Here is a 19,569-nt window from a genome sequence, read left to right as displayed (position 1 = left end):
CCATCAATACGTGCTAGATGTTCTCGACCTCGATCAGGTGCTTGACCTTGAAGATCATGCCCCTGATGGCATCGTTGTCGACCTGCTCGACCGTGGAGCCAATCTTGCCCAGGCCCAGGGCCTTGAGCGTCGCGGCCTGGTCCTTCTTGTAGCCAATCGAGCTCTTCACCTGCGTCAGGCGCAGCGTCTTCTTTGCGTTAGCCATTACTGAGCCTTCTTTCCGTAGATTTCAGCAACGGTCATATCGCGACGCTTCGCGACCTGCTGCGGGCTCTGGAGCTCCTTGAGACCCTCGGCAGCCGCCTTGACGATGTTCATCGCGTTGTCAGTGCCGAGCGACTTGGACAGCACGTCCTTGACGCCAGCGAGCTCGAGCAGGGCGCGGACCGGGCCGCCGGCGATAACACCGGTACCAGGCGTGGCCGGCTTGAGCAGCACGCGACCAGCTGAAAACTCACCGATGACCTCGTGCGGGATGGTGCCCTCCTCGGTCAGCGGGACCTTGAACATGTTCTTCTTCGCGTCCTCGACGCCCTTGCTGATGGCGATGGGCACCTCAGCGGACTTGCCCATGCCAACGCCCACGTTGCCGTTGTGATCGCCAACGACGACGAGCGCGGTCAGACCAAAGCGACGACCACCCTTGACGACCTTGGAAACGCGGTTGATGTAGACGACGCGCTCTTCGAGTTCGGGAGCCTGCTGTGCAGCCTGCCTGTTTGACTTCCTGTTGTTAGGCCTCTGTGCCATGTTTCCCTCCCCCTAAAACTTCAGGCCGGCTTCGCGAGCGCCCTCGGCGAGCGCCTTCACACGGCCATGGTAGAGATTGCCACCGCGGTCGAACACGACCTCGCCGATACCCGCATTGAGGGCACGCTGGGCGATGAGCTTGCCCACCTCGGCAGCACCTTCGATATTGCCACCATGCTTGCCGGTGGCCTTGACCTTCTCGTCAAGCGAGGACGCGCTTGCCAGCGTGACAGCAGCGACATCGTCGATGACCTGAGCGTAGATGTTGGAATTGGAACGCGTCACGCGCAGGCGCGGGCGCTCGGACGTACCCGAAACCTTGCCACGCACACGGCGCTGGCGACGTTGCAGTTTCGCCTTCTTTGCCTTGAGCTTATCCATACTGAACCGTTCTCCTTGTAATTAACCGGCGCAACGACCGGCGTACGTTTACTACTTGGCAGCCTTGCCCTCTTTGCGGCGGATATGCTCGCCCTGGTAGCGAATGCCCTTGCCCTTGTACGGCTCGGGCTTGCGGTACGCGCGGATGTCCGCGGCGACCTGGCCAACCAGCTGCTTGTCAATGCCACTGATGTTGATGATCGTGGGCTCGGGGCACTCGAACGTGATGCCGTCGATGGCATCGACGACGACAGGATGCGAGAAGCCGAGCGTCATCTCGAGCTTGCCACCCTTGAGTGCGGCACGATAGCCAACGCCGACGAGCTCGAGCGTCTTGGAATAGCCCTCGCTCACGCCAATGACCATGTTGTTGATGAGAGAACGGGTCAGGCCATGCATCGCGCGATTCTCGCGTGCATCGTTGGGGCGCTCGACGACGATGGAGCCGTCCTCGCCCAGGCTGATGGCCATATTCTCGTTGAAGGTCTGGGTGAGTTCACCCTTGGGACCCTTGACGGTAACGGTGTTGCCGTCGATCTTTACCTCGACTCCGGCGGGAACCGGAACGGGCAGCTTGCCAATACGCGACATGCGATTGCTCCTTTCTCGGTTCTTACCAGACGTATGCCAGGACCTCGCCGCCGACGCCGGCAATGCGGGCATCGCGATCGGTCATGACACCTTTGGACGTGGAAATGATGGCAGTGCCGAGACCACCCAGAACGCGGGGGAGCTCGTTCTTGCCAGCATAGATGCGAAGACCGGGCTTAGAAATGCGGCGCAGGCCACGAATGACCTTCTCCTTCTTGTCCCCGTACTTCAGCGTGATGAAAAGCTCGTCCTGGGGAGCCTTCGAGATGATCTCGTACTCCGTGATATAGCCCTCTTGCTTCATGATGCGAGCTATCTCGACGAGCTTTCGCGAAGACGGCATGGAAACCGTCTCCTTGTTCGCAGTGTTCGCGTTTCTAATACGCGTGAGCATGTCTGCGATCGAATCGGTCGTGCTCATTGATTCCTCCTATGGTTCGTTGATGACTGCTCTCAAGCGGTTCGCGTCCACCCGTGATGGCCGCGCCTATCTCAAGGCAGCCCAGCGTCTACGTGGCTTGCCTTACCAGCTCGCCTTGCGGACACCGGGGAGTTCGCCTTTAAGGGCAAGTTCACGCAAGCAGATTCGGCACAGACCGAACTTGCGATAGACCGAATGCGGCCTGCCGCAGCGGTTGCAACGCGTATACGCGCGCGTGCTGAACTTCGGCTTACGCTTTGCCTTGGCGATCATCGATTTCTTTGCCAATGCTCATCCTTTCCTGTTCGCGGGAAAACCATATCTCCCGCTAAACTCCGATTGCTGCACGTAAAAACGCACAGCAATCGAATATTCTACCTTATTCTCCTACTAAGCCGCAAACGGGAATCCGAAAGCGGTGAGAAGCGCCTTGCCCTCTTCGTCGGTCTTGGCAGTCGTCACGAACGTGATATCCATGCCGCGGGTGCGGTCGACCTTGTCGTAGTCGATCTCCGGGAAGATGATCTGCTCGGTAACGCCCATGGAATAGTTGCCATGGCCATCGAAGCTGTTCGCGGGAAGACCGCGGAAGTCGCGGATGCGGGGAATCGCGGCCGCGATGAGGCGATCGAAGAACTCGTACATGCGGTCGCCGCGCAACGTGACCTTGGCGCCAATTGGCATGCCGGCACGCAGCTTGAAGGTTGCGATGGACTTCTTGGCACGGCAGATCATCGGCTGCTGGCCGGTGATGACGCGCAGATCCTCGACAGCTGCATCGATGAGCTTGCTGTCGGTCGCAGCCTCGCCCACACCCATGTTGACGACGATCTTCTCGAGCTTGGGGATGTCGTTGACGTTAGCGATGCCGAGCTCTTCCTTGAGCTTCGGAGCGAGCTCCTTGTAGTACTTCTCTTTGAGACGTGGTGCCATGTTTCTAACTCCTTCGAGATTTAAGGCGGGGTTTCCGACCTCGCCCCCTTCAGATGAAGGGCCTGTTTAACCTGTGATCTAGCATGAATTTCAACGAGTCTGGTGCAGAGGCGGAAAACCTCGCACTAAATCCGTTGTCGCTAGCGGCTAACGCAGCGTGCTGGATTGGCGAGAACTGAGGAGCGAAGCGTGCATGCGGCACGTGAGCTCCTCAGTGAACGCCAAGACGGTGCGTTGCGTTAGTCGATAGCCTTTCCGCATTTCTTGCAGACGCGTTGTTTACCGTCCTCGTCGACCTTGAAGCCGATGCGAGTCGGCAGACCACACGACGGGCAGACCAGCATGACGTTGGAGACGTCGATAGCCGCCTCACGGGTGTCGATGCCGCCATTGGGGTTGGCTTGGGTCGGGCGAAGCGCCTTGTGCACCAGGTTAACGCCCTGGACGGTCACGCGGCCCTTCTCGGGAAAGGCAAAGAGAACCTCGCCCTGTGCGCCCTTGTCCTTGCCAGCGATGACCTTGACGGTATCGCCTGTCTTGATGTTCATCTTCGTCATCTTCTTCTCACCTTCCCCTAAAGCGTCTCGGGTGCGAGGGAGACGATCTTCATGAACTTGCGGTCACGCAGCTCGCGGGCGACGGGCCCGAAAACGCGCGTGCCACGGGGAGCGCCGGAATCGTCAACCACGACGGCGGCGTTCTCATCGAACTTGATGTAGGAGCCGTCCTTGCGACGGACCTCCTTCTTGAGACGGACGATGACGCAACGAACGACGTCGCCCTTCTTGACCTGACTGTTGGGGGCTGCCTCCTTGACGCTGCAGACGATGATGTCGCCCAGGCCGGCGTAGCGGCGCTTGGAGCCGCCGAGGACCTTGATGCACTGAACCTTCTGTGCACCGCTGTTGTCAGCAACAGTCAGCATTGATTGCATCTGAATCATGGGAATACCTTCCTGCTACTCTAGCTGACTACTTGGCCTTCTCGACGATGTCGAGCAGGCGCCAGCGCTTCTGCTTGGAGAGCGGACGAGTCTCCATGATGCGGACGGTATCGCCCACACCGGCCTCGTTGCCCTCGTCATGCGCGTGGAACTTCTTGGTGGTGGTGATCATCTTGCCGTAGACGCGGTGCGGCTTGCGCTCCTCGATCTGCACGACGATGGTCTTGTCGTTTGTAGCCGAGACGACGACGCCCTGGCGAACCTTACGACGATTACGCTCTTCGTTCATTTAAGCTTCGCTCCTTTCCTTAAGCGGTCGCTTCGGCTGCAGCGCGAATCTCGCGTGCACGCAGCTCGGTGCAAATACGGGCAATGTCCTTCTTGACGACCTTCACGCGCGCGGTGTTGTCCAGCTGGCTCGTGGCCATCTGGAAGCGCAGGTTAAAGAGCTCGGTGCGCGCCTCGGTCAGCTTGTCGTTGAGGTCGTCGGTAGTGAGCTCGCGAATCTCTGCAGGCTTCATTTACTCGTCGCCTCCTTCTTCCTCAGTGGTGGCGGCAGCGGGGGCAGCTGCAGCGGTGCTCTCCTTGGCAGCCTTGGAGCGGCCACGAGCGGAATCCTTGGCATGGGCCTTGGCGTACTCCGCAGCACGCTCGGCGGCATCCTCGCGAATCACCATCTTGCACTTGATGGGCAGCTTGTTGATGGCAAGACGCATGGCCTCGCGGGCATCGTCGGGCTGGACGCCATCGATCTCGAACATGATGCGACCGGGCTTGACGACGGCCACCCACTCTTCGGGATTGCCCTTGCCGGAACCCATGCGGGTCTCTGCCGGCTTCTTGGTGATGGGCTTGTCCGGGAAGATCGTGATCCACACGCGACCGCCACGCTTCATGTAGCGAGTCATGGCGATACGAGCGGCCTCGATCTGGCGGTTGGTAATCCAATGCGACTCGAGCGCCTGGATACCGTAGGAGCCAAAGTTGAGGTTGTTGCCTCCCTTGGACTTACCCTTCATGGAGCCGCGCTGGACCTTGCGGTGCTTGATGCGCTTGGGCATTAACATTAGCGATCCCTCCTCTCGCCACGACGGCCACGGCCGCGACGCTGGGCGGACGTGCCCTCGAGCGCAGGATTCTTCTTGTCCTGGCCGGGAAGGACCTCGCCGTAGTAGACCCAGACCTTGATACCGCAGGAACCCATCGTGGTATGGGCGGTGGCAAAGCCGTAATCGATCATTGCGCGCAGGGTGTGCAGGGGCACGCGACCCTCGCGGTACCACTCGCGACGGCTCATCTCGGCGCCACCGAGGCGACCGGAGCACTGGATACGGATGCCCTGAGCACCCGACTTGCGCGCGGACTGCACGGCCTTGCGCATGGCACGACGGAACGCAACGCGGCCCTCGAGCTGCTCCGCGATGGACTGCGCGATGAGATTGGCGTCGAGCTCGGGGCGCTTGACCTCGATGACCTCAACGCTCACATGGCCACCGGAGATCTTCTCGAGCTCCTTGCGGAGCACGTCAACCTCGGCGCCCTTCTTGCCGATGACGATGCCAGGACGGGCGGTCGTGATGATGACCTTGATCTTGTCGCCAGCTCGCTCGATCTCCACGCGAGAAAGGGCGGCATTGCTGAGCTTCTTCTCGACGTACTTGCGCAGCTTGAGATCGTTCTCGAGCGTGGCGGCGTAGTCGTTACCTGCATACCAGCGGCTGCGCCAATCCTCGGTGATGCCGAGGCGGAAGCCTGTCGGCTTAACTTTCTGACCCATGACCCTTACGCCTCCTCTCGCGTAGCTACGATGATGGTGATGTGGCTCGTGCGCTTCATGATGGGGCTTGCGGAACCCTTGGCGCGCGGGCGATAACGCTTTATGGTCGGACCCTCGTCAACGTAGGCAGCCTTGACCACCAGGTTCTCCGGGCGCACGCCGTACTTGTTCTCGGCATTGGCAGCCGCAGACGATACGACCTTGGAGACGACCTCGGAAATGGCGCGCTCGTTGAAGCGCAGGATGTCGAGCGCGTCGACAACCTCCTTGCCGCGAATCTTGTCGACGACGATGCGAGCCTTGCGCGGAGAAACGCGCACGTACTTTGCAACAGCCTTAGCTTGCATTTGCGCTCCTCCTAATCTTTCTTATGGGCGCGGAACGTGCGGGACGGGGAAAACTCGCCCAGCTTGTGTCCGACCATCGACTCGGTGACATAGACGGGGACGTGACGACGACCATCGTGCACGGCGATGGTGTGGCCCACCATCTCGGGGAAGATCGTCGAGGAACGGCTCCAGGTCTTGATGACGTTTTTCTCGCCAGCCTCGTTCATCGCAATGATGCGCTCGAGGAGGCGCGGCTCCACATAGGGGCCCTTTTTGAGACTTCTACTCACGGTTATCTCCTTCGATTACTTCTTGCGACGACGGATGATGAGCCTACCCGACGCCTTCTTGGGGTTACGCGTACGATGACCCTTGGTGGGAACACCCCACGGGGTAACCGGATGGCGACCAGCGGACTTGTTCTTGCCCTCGCCACCACCATGCGGATGGTCGACGGGGTTCATGACGGTACCGCGGACGGTAGGACGCACGCCCATCCAACGCTTGCGACCGGCCTTGCCGATGCGGATGTTGGAGTGCTCGGCGTTGCCGACCTCACCCACAGTGGCGCGGCAGTCGAGCAGGACACGACGCATCTCGGAGCTCGGCATGCGCAGGATGGCGTAGCCTCCCTCCTTGCCCATGAGCTGAATGCTCGTGCCGGCGCTGCGAGCCATGGCGGCACCCTTGCCCGGCTGGAACTCGACGGCATGCACGAGCGTACCGACGGGGATGTTGGCCAGCGGCAGAGCGTTGCCCGGCTTGATGTCGGCCTCGGGACCGGACTCGACGGTATCGCCGACCTTCAGGCCCTTAGGCTGCAGAATGTACGCCTTGGCGCCATCTGCATAGTTGAGCAGCGCGATGCGCGCGGAACGATTCGGGTCGTACTCGATGGACGCGACCTTGGCCGGGATGCCATCCTTGCGACGCTTGAAGTCGATCTTGCGATACTTGCGCTTATGACCGCCACCCTGGTGACGGGTCGTGATGCGACCATAGTTATTGCGGCCGGCCTTCTTAGGCAGCGGCTCCAGCAGCGACTTCTCGGGGGTCGTCGTCGTGATCTCTGCAAAATCAGAGACCGTCTGGAAACGACGTCCCGGGGAAGACGGCTTGTACTTCCTTACTCCCATGAACTAACTCCTTTGCTCCGATGGCCGCTCAACCGCTATGGGAACGGAGGTGGTGCACCTCCATACGGTTGTCGACTCCGGACTTACCACGGTGCCGGGTGGCTCCACATCGAGCGCTCGACACCCTTAAAGCCTCCCCGCACCAAGGGGAAACTCAGTAACCGATTAATCCTGGCTTGCGAACAGCTCGATCTTGTCACCCTCGGCGAGCGTGACGATGGCCTTCTTCCAGGTGCGCGTGCGACCCTGCACATAGCGCTGACGCTTGGGCTTGGACTTCACGTTGGCAGTGTTCACCTTGGTGACGTGCACGTTGAAGATCTCCTCGATTGCCTTGGCAATCTCGATCTTGCTGGCAGTCTTGGCGACCTCGAACGTGTAGCGGTTGAAGTCCTGCATATCAAACGAACGCTCGGTGATGATCGGGCGGATGATGATCTGACGTGCCTCCATTAGCTCAGCACCTCCTGAACATACTCGACGGCGTCCTTGGTCATAACCAGAGACCCGTTGTCGAGCAGGTCGTAGGTGTTGGACTCGGAAGCGCCAATGACGCGAACCTTCTCGAGGTTACGGAAGGAAAGGAACGAGTTGACATCCTCATCGTTGACGACGACGGTCACACGACCCTTGCAGCCGAGAGCCTCAAGGGCCTTGGCAGCGGACTTGGTCGAAGGCTTGTCGAAGTTGAAGCCATCGACGACGAAGAGCTCGTCTGCCGCGAGCTTGCCGGAAAGCACGGAGGCCATGGCGAGCTTGACGACCTTGTTGTTCACGCGGAAGGCGTAAGAACGGGGATGCGGACCGAAGACGACACCGCCATGACGGAACTGTGCGGCGCGCGTCGTGCCCTGGCGAGCACGGCCGGTGCCCTTCTGGCGGAACGGCTTGCGGCCACCGCCGGAAACCTGACCACGCGTCTTGGTGTCGTGCGTACCCTGGCGACGAGCTGCCATCTGGCTGCGAACAACCTGATGGATGCATGCGCCGTTGGGCTCGATGGCGAAGATGCCATCGGAGACCTCGATCGTGCCCGCAGACTTGCCAGCGGAGTCAGTGATCTTGATTTGTGCCATTGATCTGCCCTCCTCTAAGCCATGCGGATCTGAACGAGAGCGCCCTTGCCACCGGGAACGGCACCCTTGACCAACAGAAGATTGTTCTCCTCGTCCACGCGCACCAGCTTGAGGTTGCGAACCGTCACGCGGTCGCAGCCCATGTGGCCGGGAAGACGCAGACCCTTGAGAACGCGCGCGGGGTACGCGCACATGCCCACCGAACCGGGAGCACGGTGGAAGTGGTGACCGTGGCCACCGGGGCCGCCGGCAAAGCCGTAGCGCTTGATAACGCCAGCGAAACCCTTGCCCTTGCTTACGCCCGTGACGTCAACCTTGTCGACATCGTTGAACGCCTCGACGGTGAGCGTGTCACCGACTGCATGCTCAGAGGCGTCCTCGACGCGAACCTCGCGCAGATAGCGCATGGGGCTTACGCCCGCCTTCGCGAAGTGGCCCTGCATGGGCTTGTTGACCTTCTTTTCCTTGATGTCACCAAAACCGATCTGGACGGCCTCGTAGCCATCGGTCTCGGTGGTCTTGACCTGCGAGATCACGCAGGGGCCAGCCTGGATGACGGTCACGGGAACGATGGTGTCATCTTCTCCCCAGACTTGCGTCATGCCCAGCTTACGGCCGAGAATCGTATTGACCATTGCCAACCTTACTGTCAGGCGATCTTGAGGCGGAAAGCTCCTTGCTTTCTCTCAGCGGATCGCGGCTTCGAGCCTCCTCCCTTTGCACGTGAGATTTGCGCCAGGAGATAGACACACTGCGCCAAAAATGCACAGCGTTCGATATATTACCCCTGTGCGTCAAGGAATGCTAGGAAAAGTTTGGGATTGGGCAATTAACGTTTCACAGTCGCATGCGCATCGGCATCCAGCGCTAATCACCAACGCTTTCCCAATCGACAGCAGCTGCCGATGCGCTATTTTCGCGTTTTCCTAGTCCGTGCTGACAACGCCTGTACGTTTATTTCGTTTTCCTAGCCCGCACAGACGATGCGTGCACGTTTTTGACGCTTTCTAAGGCAAAAGATCGTGCCAGTCCTAGGGAAACGAAATAAACAAGCAAGCTCCCTGTTTCGGCCCTAGGAAAACGTCAAAAACGTGCACTGCCCTTGGCCCAACACTAGAAAAACGTCGAAAAACGCGCATGCCCCGTGAATTGAAACCCGGACTCCCGAAAGAGCATGCGCCAGGCCATCGCAAGGCCTAACGCTAGAACTCTCGCTGCCATCCGCCACACGCTCGCTTGATTACCCACGAGGGCTCATGAAGCAAGCCTTTGCGTAGGTCATACTGCGCAGCCTGATATTCGAGCGTTTGCCGGGGCATACGCCTGCCAATCACGCGAAGTATGGGTCGCGCGATCCCCTCGAAAGCAACCTGGTTATATAGTTGCGGCTTGGTGAGGAGAAACACCCTGTAGCCCATGGCCTCGAGAGCGGCGCGGCGCATCTCATCCTGTGCCTGCTTTTGATAGCCAGTATGATGCTGTTCGGAGGTGTACTCGACGATGCACTTCGCATCACGCCAAAGCAGATCGCCATAGCAATCCTCGTAGCCAAGGGTGCGGGCAACCGCCGGACGCAATCTGACGTGTCCGTTCAGCTCAGGCAACGGACATCCGTAACCACCCTGCATCGCGGGCAAGCACAGCAAGAGGCACGCATCAATCTCTGGCGGCGAGGCCGCTCCGTCCACGAGGAAGCGAAGTGCCCTGCGAGCTTGCTTCACGCCCCTTGCGGGTCCGGCCTTCTTGACATAACGAGCCAGCTTCTCCGCGCTCGTCACCATTTCGCGACGTCCCGTCAGACAGCCAGTTTCGTCAAACGAGAACGCCGAGCACAGAAGATCGCCCGCCTTGACAAGCTCGCGAAGCGAAAGCATCCCCGCGAGCCGCAAAAAACAACACTCGGGAGAGACGACAGGCAGGCCCTCAATAGACAAGACAGAGGAACCGCGCGGCAAGCCGACATGCGCCACGCGGCAAAGAACGCCATTTCTGTTGAGAAACTCGCGTACGTCGGTAGCAACCACATGGACACACTCATCGGGAGCATATGTCCAGTCGGGCAGGTTTCCGATGTCAAGCCGGTCGAGCAGTGTCTCGCGCAAGTGGTGTTTAGACGGGCCGGCCTCCGCAGATTCAAACATCCAGTAGGCAAGTGCGCAATCGGCATCAATATTCAATGTCATAGACCCTCGCTTTCCCTTGGAGAGAGATTGAGCTGCCGTCTTGCGTTGAACTAATCGTTGCTCGGTTGGTAGTTAGATAGAGCAAAGGCTTATGGTCAGGCGTTAGCCGGGAGAAGAATGGGTCCCAGCAGATCACGCGAGGCGAAAACGGAACTGCAAAAATACCAACCAACAGCAACGGATATTAAAAGGGAAATAGATTAACGGCCTCCGTGCACGTGAACGCATTGTAGTAGGATTCTCGATACGAGCCATGGCCTATACAACAACATGCAGCTCCGCATATTCAAAACCCCGCTCATATCAATGTAATCCTTTTGGTTTACGCCCTCTGACATGGAATCATGTGCGTGCCCTGACGACCACGAAACCCATTTCCCCTTGAATGGAGCATGCAGGAAACTCGCTATCAACTCACTTGACCGCGAGCGCCGAATAATCGGCTGGTACCTGCACTAGAATGCTCCAGGAGAGGAGAGAGATCGATGTCAATGGAAAACACGGGGAAACAGAAAGTGTTCTGGCGCGGTTGGGCAATGGTGGGACTCGCCTTCATCTTGTCGATCGTGCCGCAGGGATTCGGTATCTATCACTTCAGCATGATACGCGGCTCCCTGGTCGACGCGTTGGGGGCAACGTCGGCCGAAGTAGGGTTTGCGTACTCATGGTTCGCACTCAGCCTGGCGATTATGGGGCTGTTCATCGGGAGTATCTTGAACAAAGTAGGCGTGCGATGGTCGGTGCGTATCTCAGCGGTAATCTATTCCATCGGCTTCGTCGTCGTGGCATTTGCCACCAACCTGCCAATGGTCTTCGTCGGATACATCCTTTTGGGCGCCGGCAACGCATTCGCCGGTGTCCTTATCGTCACCGGCATTCCATCTAATTGGATTGTCAAGCGTAGAGGTATCGCCAATGGCGTGATCTGGGGCGCGACTTTCTTCGCATCCCTCATCTGCACGAACTTCGTCGCCTTCTTCGTCACCAACTACAACTACCAAGTGGCGTTAGTCGGCCTTGCCATCCTCAGCTTCATCGTCATAATGGCCGTCTCGTTCTTCATCGTATGGCGACCGCAAGACGAGGGCCTCCTGCCTGACGGACTCACCCCAGAGCAGGCATCCGAGAAGCTCGAGGAAGCGGGCAGCGCTAAGGTCGTCGGTCTCACGCGCGGACAAGCCATGAAGACCCGCACTTTCTGGGTCATGTTCGTCGCTATCTTCCTCATCGGCGTCGGTGAGATGGGCCCGTTCCAGAATCTCGTCATGTTCACACGCTCTATGAATTTCGACATCGCATTGGGCGCCGCCATCATGAGCACGATCGGTTTCGTAAGCCTGTTCGCGAAGCTCGGTTGCGGCTGGCTTATCGACAAGTTTGGCGCCCGCATCGCATACTTGACCTGCGAGATTCTTGCCGGTGCCGGCCTCGCGCTCATGATGTTCATCACCCCCGAATCGAGCCTCGCCTTCGTCTGGGCCTCGGTCATCCTCTTCGGCTTTGGCGAAAGTGCCGCTATCGTCTGCTTCACAGCCGCATGCGGGCAGTTCATGGGCGTCAAGAACTACGCGCAGATTTTCGGCGTGATCTTCCTTGCAAAGGCGCTTGGCGACGCCGTGGGCTCTCCCCTAATCGCAGCCATCGCGGAAGGCGCGATGGGATGGTCTGGCGCATTCGGCATAGCCGCCGCTTGCTGCATCGTATCAGCAATCATCTTCCTGTTCGCTCGCAAGGAGAAGAGTCTCATCGACCTCGAGAAACAGGCGGCCCAAGAAATGCAGGAAGCTTTGAGTAACACGGACGCAAAGGAATGATGCAACACCATGTGCTACGGATGCAGGAACTGCGGGAAGTGCGGCAATGCGCCGTCCGCAAGAGCGCAACGAAAGATGCTTTGTCCTACATGCGACAAGCTGCAAGAGCTGGACGACGAGGGAAGATGTGCTTCATGCGGCATGCGTATCGCCCCGCCCATGATCAAAGCGCCCGGGCGAAGTGATTGACTACGGATGCCAGATAACCGAAACCCTCGCGCGAACGGGAGGCGGCGTCTCATCGAGACGCCGCCTTATTCATGCTACCCGTCATATTATCCAAAACCCTAACCGCGCATATGCATGATTATCTCTTGCTGGGAATGCATGTCGACTTTGGTGTATATGCGATAGAAATGCGTCTTCACCGTGCTCGGCGACACCATGAGCACCTCGGCAATCGAAACGGTGTTGTAGCCGCATGCCAAAAGGAAGAAGACCTCGGTCTCTCGTGGGGTGAGCTGCTTTTCTTCTGCAAACTTCTGGCAACGCTGTTTGAACGCTTCCATCTCCTGGGTATCGTTTCCGTGCCATGGCGACTCGATGCCATCGTCCAGGTTGCGCACCACCCCCTCATTCACAGGATTGCCCTGATTGAAAATCTGCAACGTATACATGAACACCGCTGACATGCACGCGAGACATGGGATTGCGACCCAAACAAGAGGGCTGATTAATTGCTCGTACGAGCCCATCAGCATTCCGATGACGATTCCCAAGAACAGCCCTATAAGAGGAGGAAACCGCCCTTCAGAAAGCTTAAACATGACGCTTTCATTGAACGCATGAGCATAATTAATGAGAAACGTGATGTTCGAAAGACCCTGATAGAAAACAAAGGCGATCGCGATGAGCATCGCGAAGGGAAACACGTATGGGATGGACGAAGCAATGCAGAAAGAAACGAGGATGCATAGGGGCAGATACACCCTTGATGTCTCTCCCAGGCCAACCATGAGCTTTGATTTGATGAATGGGAAGAAGGCGCCGACAACCAAGCACGTAACCAAAGCTCCAGCCCCGAACGCGACCGACCAGTACCTGAATCCTACGGCGTATGCGATGCCAAAAGCGAGCATCAGAGTCGTCCAATACAGGTGGGTCCTTGGAGCTAGGGCATAAAAGACGTTCCTCGACTCGATGGCATCCTTTGCCTTCCTGCACTTCTTGCGAACGCCGGAGATGATCCACACCAAAGAAGACAGCGGACAAAGAGCAAAGAATACGCATTCACGAACCTGCTCCTGCAAGAACATGATCACGAGGGCGATAAGAACCCCGATGCATACGGGAATCATATGCCATGCCACCGAAGACATCGAACCTTTGGGACTCGACAGCTCGGCCCAGAGCCCCGACATGAGCGATGCATGGATTCCCATCATCAGACCCATGACACAGAGCAAGTCCATGCCGAGCTCGGGAAATGACCCACCGTAAACGAACGAGCAGTATCCGCATGCGGCCGCTATGATGCTCACCGCCATAAGGAACGCATCGATAGCCACAGGTCGCGAGAACATGATGACGACGAGCCGCTTGAAACGAACGATGAACCGAACCACCGTATAAGACCCGAAATACAACCCCGTCACAAAAAGGGCTTGGAGCATATCCAGTTGCATCGAATTGGCCAGTATCCCGAACAATCCTGCATACACGAGCATCATCGCAACGTGCGTGAGCATCGTGTCGACCCCGAAAGAGGAATCGAAACGAACGGATTCGGATACGTTCGAGCTGTCATGCTCGTCTTTCACAGTGCTGGATTCCATCGTTGCGCCCCCATTGCTTAATGTGAATCGCGCAGTCTCATAATTATATTGCATCGCATTCACGCCCTTTGTCCTTTGCGGAAACCCGCTGCCAATGCACGGCAAAAAGCCAACTCGCCCGTATGCAAGCTGGCTTTCTGCCGAAGGAGTAACGCCCCGCAGGGGAAGCGCTGGGGGAGGGTAGCGCTGAGGGTGCCTGCGGGAAGGAGGGACGAGCAATCAGAGAGTCATGAACATGGTCTTTCCGTTTTCCCTCATGATCTCCTGTGCTTCGTCAACGTCAACCACTTTCAAGCATTTCGCTTGGCAGTGTTTTACGCACGAGGGCAATTTGCCCTTTGCGGTGCGTTCAGCACAAAGCGTGCATTGCTTGGTAATCGTGGGCATAAACGAGTACTGCCAATTGCGATCGTCGATCTGCCACGGACCGATTTGGGAGACGATGATGCCATATTGCCCCAGAGGAAGGTCATATTCCATCTGACATGCCACTTCGCAGGAGTGACAACCTGTGCACCATTGATAATCTACAAGAAGTCCTTTCCTGGACATGCCTATTCACCTTCCTTGACCTTGTATACCTTGCAAAGATGAGTGCGATTACGTGACCCCACGCCTGTACGGCATTCTTTCCAAGCACTGAGCTTGTTGATGTTCAGATCGCGTACGTCATAGAGGTTTTCGGGATCTCCCTCAGGATGCCACCATCCAACCGATGTGCTCATAACGCGTGGATCGATGCCGGTGAGGAATTCGACTTGACGCTTAGCCCTGTCGGTGCGATCGCCATCGCCAATGGGTCCCTCGACCCACACCCACTCGCCTTCTTCCAGGCCGAGCGCCTTGCCGGTATCCGGATGCATCTGGATGAGCGGTTCCGGGTTGATTTGCCTCAGGTGCGGTATCTGGCGATGCTCTGAGTGGAAGGTGCCCCACAAACGTGCGCCCGTCGTAAGGACGAAGGGGTACTCCTCGTAGAAATCCGGAGTGGATACCGGTGAGATGCCAGGCTCTTCATATACCGGGAACGGATTCTCGCCGATGTTCGCGAAAGCAGTCGACCAGAGCTCGCAGCGACCCGTAGGCGTGGTGAACCCGACGGTCTCGTCAGGACGAAGCAGGCCCTTCTCATAGTTGTAGTAGTTGAATGGCAAGTATGCGGGAGCGATCTCTTGCATCTCGTCATATTTGTAGCCTGTCTCGGCCATGATATAAGAATACATCTCCTCGACAGTCCCCCAAGGCCAAGCTTCCGGATTGAATCGACGGCCGAGCTCCAGACAGATCTGTTGGTCGGAACGGGCCTCACCTGCTGGCTCCACGGCTTTGTTGATGGTCTCGCCGCGCTGGCAACCATCGCCAACGCGAATGCCTGCGCGCTCGGGAAACAGGGCAACGGGTAAAACGATGTCTGCAAGTGCGACGATCGAAGGGGTCTTGAACAAATCGACCATGACGTTGAATTCGGACTTGCTGAATGCCTCTATCGTCGTCTCCAGTTCAACTGCACCGTTCGCAAGGGGGTTGACGGTCTGCAGCCAGCAAGCTTTGATGGGGTAAGGCTTGCCCGTGAGAAGGGCTTCGATGCATTGGGCGTTGCCAGCGGAACCGAAGAAGTTCTTCGTGACGGGGCTATAATCCCATCCCAACATCTTGTCTTCCTGCTCTTTGGACAAGAACTCGCGTCCCCAGCCAGATATGTAGGTAAGGAGCTCGGGCGGGCGAATCATAGTGCCCGGTTTATCAAGATTGCCGGTGATGATCATGAGGCAGACGATGGCACGGCTGGCGTTGAGACAGTCGTCGCGCTGATCGAGAGCGACGCCCCACTGCACCAAAGCGCGGTCAGCAGTCGCATACATCCTCGCTGCATCACGGATGACCTCGGGCGTGACCCAGCAGATTTCGGCGACCTTTTCCGGCGTATAGTCCTTCACGTGCTCTTTGAATTCGTCGAAACCGTAAGCCCAACGATCGACGAAGTCGTGATCGTAAAGATCCTCCTCGATGATAACGTTGGCCATGCCGAGCGCAAAAGCAGGATCGGTACCCGGACGAATCTGCGCCCACACTTCGGCATTCGCCGCAAGCCAAGTAAGACGAGGATCAACGCAGAGAATGCGCGAGCCTCGTTGCATGCAGTCGACGACCCAGTGGCCATAAGCTCCGTCAGAATTGGCGACGAGCGGATCGTTACCCCAAATGACGATGACATCAGGCACTTCCCACTCAGGATTGTCGAAACGGTCCGCGAACTGCTGCGAAAAATCACCCACCCAGAACTCGCCGGTGAGAAGCCTGCAAGCGAGGATGCGCGGTACGTAGCAGGAATGCTGCGCGATGTTGAACGAATAGTTCGGACTTCCAAAAGACCAGGCCAGACGTGAGATGTAAGGAGCTATGTCACGGCCGGTGCCCTGCCAGAACATGATGGACTCTGCACCGTAATGCTCCTTGTAGTAATTAAAACGCTCCTCGATGGTGTCAAGAGCCTCGTCCCAGGAGATGCGTTCCCATACGTCCTTGCCACGATCCTCCCTTGCGCGCTTCATGGGATACAAGATACGGTCTTCGTGGTTCACCACTTCTTTGAGTGCCAGACAACGCACGCAAAGGCGACCCTGGTTGTAGGGATTTTCCGGATCTCCCTCCACCTTGACGATCTTTTCGCCATCAGAGTACATGAGCACTCCGCAGCCAAGATGACAGCCGGGGGCAGACCATGCGCTTCCGCGCGTGACCTTCAGCCCATCCTCCTCATAGCGAAAAGGATGCTCGTGTTCCACGCACACGAGATCCATTTTCTGGGGTTGATCGATTTCTTCAGCCTGAGCCATTTTGTCCCTTCCTCTCTGAATTTGACACTTGGGAAGAAACTACCTGGAAAGAGTGTGTCAATCGTCCGTCCGGATGGATGATTGCTCGAAAGCGCCCCTAGCTCTTTTGGCGTATGTGCTCCAAACGTCCTTTCATCACGATTGGGGCAACTCCGGAATCACGGTTTCTACTCGCCTGGCGTTTCGATTCGATGCGATAAAACCCCAGATCGTCATGTAATTCGAAACGATGACGACTATGTGGCGCAAATCATATCTTCGAACGGACGTAGAAAAACGCTTCGCAATCTATCTTCTTATAGGTCAGCGAACGGGGCAGAGAGGCTCCTCTGAATAGATACCAAATCATCGCTGGCGAACAAGACCAAAGGAGGGAAAGTATGAAACAAAAGTGGATCGGCCTTGTCCTTGCGATCATCGCGTTCATCTTAGGAATGACGCTGCCGATCGAAGGGCTGTCGCAGCAAGGCACGATGGCCTTGTTTACGCTCATTGGTGCGGTATGCCTATGGGTATGCGGGACGCTTCCGCTGGCAATCTCTGGCCTAGGATGCATGCTCGTGCTCATCGTGACGGGAGTGGGCACGGCAAGCGAAGTTGTCGGCAACTTCATGAACACGGCGGTGCTGTTCCTCATCTACTGCTTCGCGTTCGGAACGGTATTCAAGAAGACCAGCGTCTCGAAGAAGGTCGTTGGCAGTATTCTGCGTTTGAGCAAGGGCAAATCGAAGACCATCGTCTTGGGCTTCATGATGATCTCTTGCATTCTTTCGTTCTTCATGCACAACCTCGCGGTCATCGCCATCATGATGCCCATCGGCGTTGAGATTCTCGAGACCCTAGAACAGGAGAAGATCAAATCCAACATCGGCAAGTGCCTCATGATTGGCCTGCCCATCGCTGCCATGGTCGGCGGTGCCGGCACTCCCATCGGAGCCTCGATGAACGTGCTCGTCATCGGTCTGGTCGAGAGCATGACCGGACAGGTCATCAACTTCGGTCAGTGGACCGTCCTGGCTGCCCCTGTCGCCATCATCTGCACCTGGGCATCGTATTTTGCACTAACCCGCATCTACAAGCCTGAGACGTTGGAGTCTGACCGGGTAAAGATCCTCGTTGCCGACTTCGACGCACTGCCCAAGATGACTGGTCGCGAGATTTATACCATGAGCGTCCTTGTCATTTCCGTTATCCTCATGATTTTAGGCACTTGGGTTCCCATGCTCACGATCCTCAATGTCGGTTTGGGATTCCTGGTAGTCGCGACATTGCCCGGCATCCAGCTCGTGAGCTGGAAGGAGATTGTCGAAGACGTGAGCTGGGAAGCATTCATCATGTTCGGCACCGTGAACACGCTCGTTGGTTCGCTCCTTTCTACAGGTGCCGTTGCATGGCTTTCGGGTGTGCTCTCCTCTTCCATCGGAGGCTTGCCAATCATCGTCATCCTGTTGCTCTTCGGCCTCATCACACAGGTGCTTCATGCGTTGTGCCCTGTCGGAACCGCACTCTCCGCGATGGTCTTCCCCGCATTTGCAGCAGTCGCCATCGGCACCGGTGCCATTCCTATCGCCGTCGTAGCATTGATCTGCGCGTTCGGCTTTGGCGTCCAGTACATCATCCCCATCAACCTGCCCTTCATCATCACAATGGGCACCGGATACTACGACACCAAGCACTCGATCCTTCCAGGCATCTTCCCTGCAGTCGTCATGATCGTGCTTATGGCCGTTTGGTTCCCTGTTTGCTGCGGATTCCTCGGGCTGTAGCAAATCCACAACTCGCGCGCAGATAATCGCGGTTTGACAAGGAGGCGGCCATAGAGGCCGCCTCCTTCGTATCCGCAGACTATGCATGCAAGATATTTGAGCCATAAGTTCATAGCCATGTAAATTTATAGCGTTTTCCTAGGATGGCAGAACCCCTCAAACATGTTTTTCACGTTTCTCTAGGGCTGGATGACTCAGAACCCTAGGAAATCGTGATTTTCTTGTACCGGGCTCGGTATCAGCCTAGGAAAACGCGATTCTCATACACGGAGCTCGTCCTCATCCTAGGAAAACGCCATTTCTTAACACGCGGGCTTCACATACGCACCTTGCATGCGAACGCGACCCGCAGTCGAACAAGAAAAGGGGCCGTTCTTGATGAACGGTCCCCTTCCCCTGCATGCAGCCTAGCGATCTGCATGGGGCACAAAACGGGAGAGCGCCGCAGGTTTCCCCGCGGACGCTCCCCTCGATAGCCATCGCGTTATGACGTGGCGGCGCTCGCTCTATACCCTAGAGCTTGATCTCGATGTCGACACCAGCCGGCAGGTCGAGACGCATGAGCGAGTCGACGGTGTTGGGCGTCGGGTCGAGGATGTCGATGAGGCGCTTGTGCGTGCGCATCTCGAACTGCTCGCGCGAGTCCTTGTTGACGTGCGGCGAGCGGATAACGGTATACAGATTACGCTCGGTCGGCAGCGGGATGGGTCCGCTGATGCGCGCACCGGTCTTGGCTGCGGTCTCGACGATGAGCTTGGTCGACTTGTCGACGATCTCGTGATCGTAGCCCTTGAGCCTGATGCGAATCTTTTGCTTCTTGTTGGCCACTTAACTCAAACCTCCATATATCAAGCGGA

The 19,569-nt window shown here is 57.4% G+C and carries 25 protein-coding genes and 1 pseudogene; 2 read left to right on the top strand and 24 right to left on the bottom strand.

Features of this window, described 5'->3' with window-relative positions; translation table 11 throughout:
- Positions 1-13 precede the first annotated feature (13 nt).
- The 20 genes and pseudogenes from rpmD to OIM11_02280 all read right to left on the bottom strand — a co-directional run bounded on the left by rpmD (position 14) and on the right by OIM11_02280 (position 10,520).
- Complete coding sequence (gene rpmD, locus OIM11_02375) at positions 14-205, bottom strand: 50S ribosomal protein L30 (GenBank protein ID HJI99984.1); 192 nt, start codon at positions 203-205, stop codon at positions 14-16.
- The gene (gene rpsE, locus OIM11_02370) at positions 205-750 is read right to left on the bottom strand and encodes a 30S ribosomal protein S5 (protein ID HJI99983.1); all 546 of its coding nucleotides are present in this window, start codon (positions 748-750) and stop codon (positions 205-207) included. Before rpsE ends, rpmD begins: the two co-directional genes overlap by 1 nt.
- A 12-nt stretch (positions 751-762) precedes the next feature.
- On the bottom strand, positions 763-1,131 hold the full coding sequence (gene rplR / locus OIM11_02365; protein HJI99982.1) for a 50S ribosomal protein L18: 369 nt from the start codon (positions 1,129-1,131) through the stop codon (positions 763-765).
- Between the two features lie 51 nt (positions 1,132-1,182).
- Positions 1,183-1,722 (bottom strand): 50S ribosomal protein L6, encoded by a 540-nt coding sequence (gene rplF, locus OIM11_02360; protein HJI99981.1) that lies wholly within the window; start codon positions 1,720-1,722, stop codon positions 1,183-1,185.
- A gap of 22 nt (positions 1,723-1,744) precedes the next feature.
- Positions 1,745-2,143 (bottom strand): 30S ribosomal protein S8, encoded by a 399-nt coding sequence (gene rpsH, locus OIM11_02355; GenBank protein ID HJI99980.1) that lies wholly within the window; start codon positions 2,141-2,143, stop codon positions 1,745-1,747.
- A gap of 102 nt (positions 2,144-2,245) precedes the next feature.
- The gene (locus OIM11_02350; GenBank protein HJI99979.1) at positions 2,246-2,431 is read right to left on the bottom strand and encodes a type Z 30S ribosomal protein S14; all 186 of its coding nucleotides are present in this window, start codon (positions 2,429-2,431) and stop codon (positions 2,246-2,248) included.
- A gap of 102 nt (positions 2,432-2,533) precedes the next feature.
- Positions 2,534-3,076 (bottom strand): 50S ribosomal protein L5, encoded by a 543-nt coding sequence (gene rplE, locus OIM11_02345; protein HJI99978.1) that lies wholly within the window; start codon positions 3,074-3,076, stop codon positions 2,534-2,536.
- 239 nt (positions 3,077-3,315) lie between these two features.
- Positions 3,316-3,624, bottom strand: a complete 309-nt coding sequence (gene rplX / locus OIM11_02340) for a 50S ribosomal protein L24 (protein HJI99977.1) — start codon at positions 3,622-3,624, stop codon at positions 3,316-3,318.
- Between the two features lie 26 nt (positions 3,625-3,650).
- Complete coding sequence (rplN, locus tag OIM11_02335; protein ID HJI99976.1) at positions 3,651-4,019, bottom strand: 50S ribosomal protein L14; 369 nt, start codon at positions 4,017-4,019, stop codon at positions 3,651-3,653.
- 28 nt (positions 4,020-4,047) lie between these two features.
- On the bottom strand, positions 4,048-4,308 hold the full coding sequence (gene rpsQ, locus OIM11_02330) for a 30S ribosomal protein S17 (GenBank protein ID HJI99975.1): 261 nt from the start codon (positions 4,306-4,308) through the stop codon (positions 4,048-4,050).
- Between the two features lie 19 nt (positions 4,309-4,327).
- Positions 4,328-4,540, bottom strand: coding sequence for a 50S ribosomal protein L29 (gene rpmC, locus OIM11_02325; GenBank protein ID HJI99974.1), 213 nt, complete (start codon positions 4,538-4,540; stop codon positions 4,328-4,330).
- A 141-nt stretch (positions 4,541-4,681) separates the two neighbouring features.
- Positions 4,682-5,086, bottom strand: a pseudogene (gene rplP / locus OIM11_02320) (50S ribosomal protein L16).
- Positions 5,086-5,796, bottom strand: a complete 711-nt coding sequence (gene rpsC / locus OIM11_02315; GenBank protein HJI99973.1) for a 30S ribosomal protein S3 — start codon at positions 5,794-5,796, stop codon at positions 5,086-5,088. The pseudogene rplP and the gene rpsC overlap by 1 nt, the downstream one beginning before the upstream one ends.
- A 5-nt stretch (positions 5,797-5,801) precedes the next feature.
- Positions 5,802-6,143, bottom strand: a complete 342-nt coding sequence (rplV, locus tag OIM11_02310; GenBank protein HJI99972.1) for a 50S ribosomal protein L22 — start codon at positions 6,141-6,143, stop codon at positions 5,802-5,804.
- A gap of 11 nt (positions 6,144-6,154) precedes the next feature.
- Positions 6,155-6,415: a 30S ribosomal protein S19 gene (gene rpsS, locus OIM11_02305; protein HJI99971.1), complete on the bottom strand. Its 261-nt coding sequence runs from the start codon at positions 6,413-6,415 to the stop codon at positions 6,155-6,157.
- A gap of 15 nt (positions 6,416-6,430) precedes the next feature.
- The gene (rplB, locus tag OIM11_02300) at positions 6,431-7,261 is read right to left on the bottom strand and encodes a 50S ribosomal protein L2 (protein ID HJI99970.1); all 831 of its coding nucleotides are present in this window, start codon (positions 7,259-7,261) and stop codon (positions 6,431-6,433) included.
- A gap of 165 nt (positions 7,262-7,426) precedes the next feature.
- Positions 7,427-7,714, bottom strand: a complete 288-nt coding sequence (gene rplW / locus OIM11_02295; GenBank protein HJI99969.1) for a 50S ribosomal protein L23 — start codon at positions 7,712-7,714, stop codon at positions 7,427-7,429.
- Positions 7,714-8,337 carry a 50S ribosomal protein L4 gene (gene rplD / locus OIM11_02290; GenBank protein HJI99968.1) on the bottom strand — a complete coding sequence of 208 codons (624 nt, stop codon included), beginning with the start codon at positions 8,335-8,337 and terminating at the stop codon, positions 7,714-7,716. Before rplD ends, rplW begins: the two co-directional genes overlap by 1 nt.
- A gap of 14 nt (positions 8,338-8,351) precedes the next feature.
- Positions 8,352-8,972, bottom strand: coding sequence for a 50S ribosomal protein L3 (gene rplC, locus OIM11_02285; GenBank protein ID HJI99967.1), 621 nt, complete (start codon positions 8,970-8,972; stop codon positions 8,352-8,354).
- A 567-nt stretch (positions 8,973-9,539) separates the two neighbouring features.
- Positions 9,540-10,520 (bottom strand): hypothetical protein, encoded by a 981-nt coding sequence (locus OIM11_02280; protein ID HJI99966.1) that lies wholly within the window; start codon positions 10,518-10,520, stop codon positions 9,540-9,542.
- A 485-nt stretch (positions 10,521-11,005) separates the two neighbouring features.
- On the opposite strand from OIM11_02280, the gene OIM11_02275 reads away from it, so the two are divergent.
- On the top strand, positions 11,006-12,334 hold the full coding sequence (locus tag OIM11_02275) for an MFS transporter (protein ID HJI99965.1): 1,329 nt from the start codon (positions 11,006-11,008) through the stop codon (positions 12,332-12,334).
- Between the two features lie 287 nt (positions 12,335-12,621).
- Here OIM11_02275 and OIM11_02270 read toward each other — a convergent pair whose 3' ends face one another.
- From OIM11_02270 to OIM11_02260, 3 genes are all read right to left on the bottom strand, one after another.
- Positions 12,622-14,163, bottom strand: coding sequence for a helix-turn-helix transcriptional regulator (locus tag OIM11_02270; protein ID HJI99964.1), 1,542 nt, complete (start codon positions 14,161-14,163; stop codon positions 12,622-12,624).
- A gap of 165 nt (positions 14,164-14,328) precedes the next feature.
- Positions 14,329-14,661 carry a hypothetical protein gene (locus OIM11_02265; protein HJI99963.1) on the bottom strand — a complete coding sequence of 111 codons (333 nt, stop codon included), beginning with the start codon at positions 14,659-14,661 and terminating at the stop codon, positions 14,329-14,331.
- A gap of 2 nt (positions 14,662-14,663) precedes the next feature.
- The gene (locus OIM11_02260; protein ID HJI99962.1) at positions 14,664-16,946 is read right to left on the bottom strand and encodes a molybdopterin-dependent oxidoreductase; all 2,283 of its coding nucleotides are present in this window, start codon (positions 16,944-16,946) and stop codon (positions 14,664-14,666) included.
- A gap of 380 nt (positions 16,947-17,326) precedes the next feature.
- On the opposite strand from OIM11_02260, the gene OIM11_02255 reads away from it, so the two are divergent.
- On the top strand, positions 17,327-18,712 hold the full coding sequence (locus OIM11_02255; GenBank protein ID HJI99961.1) for an SLC13 family permease: 1,386 nt from the start codon (positions 17,327-17,329) through the stop codon (positions 18,710-18,712).
- Positions 18,713-19,225: 513 nt separating this feature from the next.
- On the opposite strand, the gene rpsJ is transcribed toward OIM11_02255, so the two are convergent.
- Positions 19,226-19,540 carry a 30S ribosomal protein S10 gene (gene rpsJ, locus OIM11_02250; protein HJI99960.1) on the bottom strand — a complete coding sequence of 105 codons (315 nt, stop codon included), beginning with the start codon at positions 19,538-19,540 and terminating at the stop codon, positions 19,226-19,228.
- Positions 19,541-19,569: the final 29 nt, after the last annotated feature.

It is taken from the genome of Coriobacteriaceae bacterium (assembly GCA_025992705.1).
Taxonomy (GTDB): domain Bacteria; phylum Actinomycetota; class Coriobacteriia; order Coriobacteriales; family QAMH01; genus QAMH01.
This window is presented reverse-complemented; position numbering and strand designations above follow the sequence as displayed.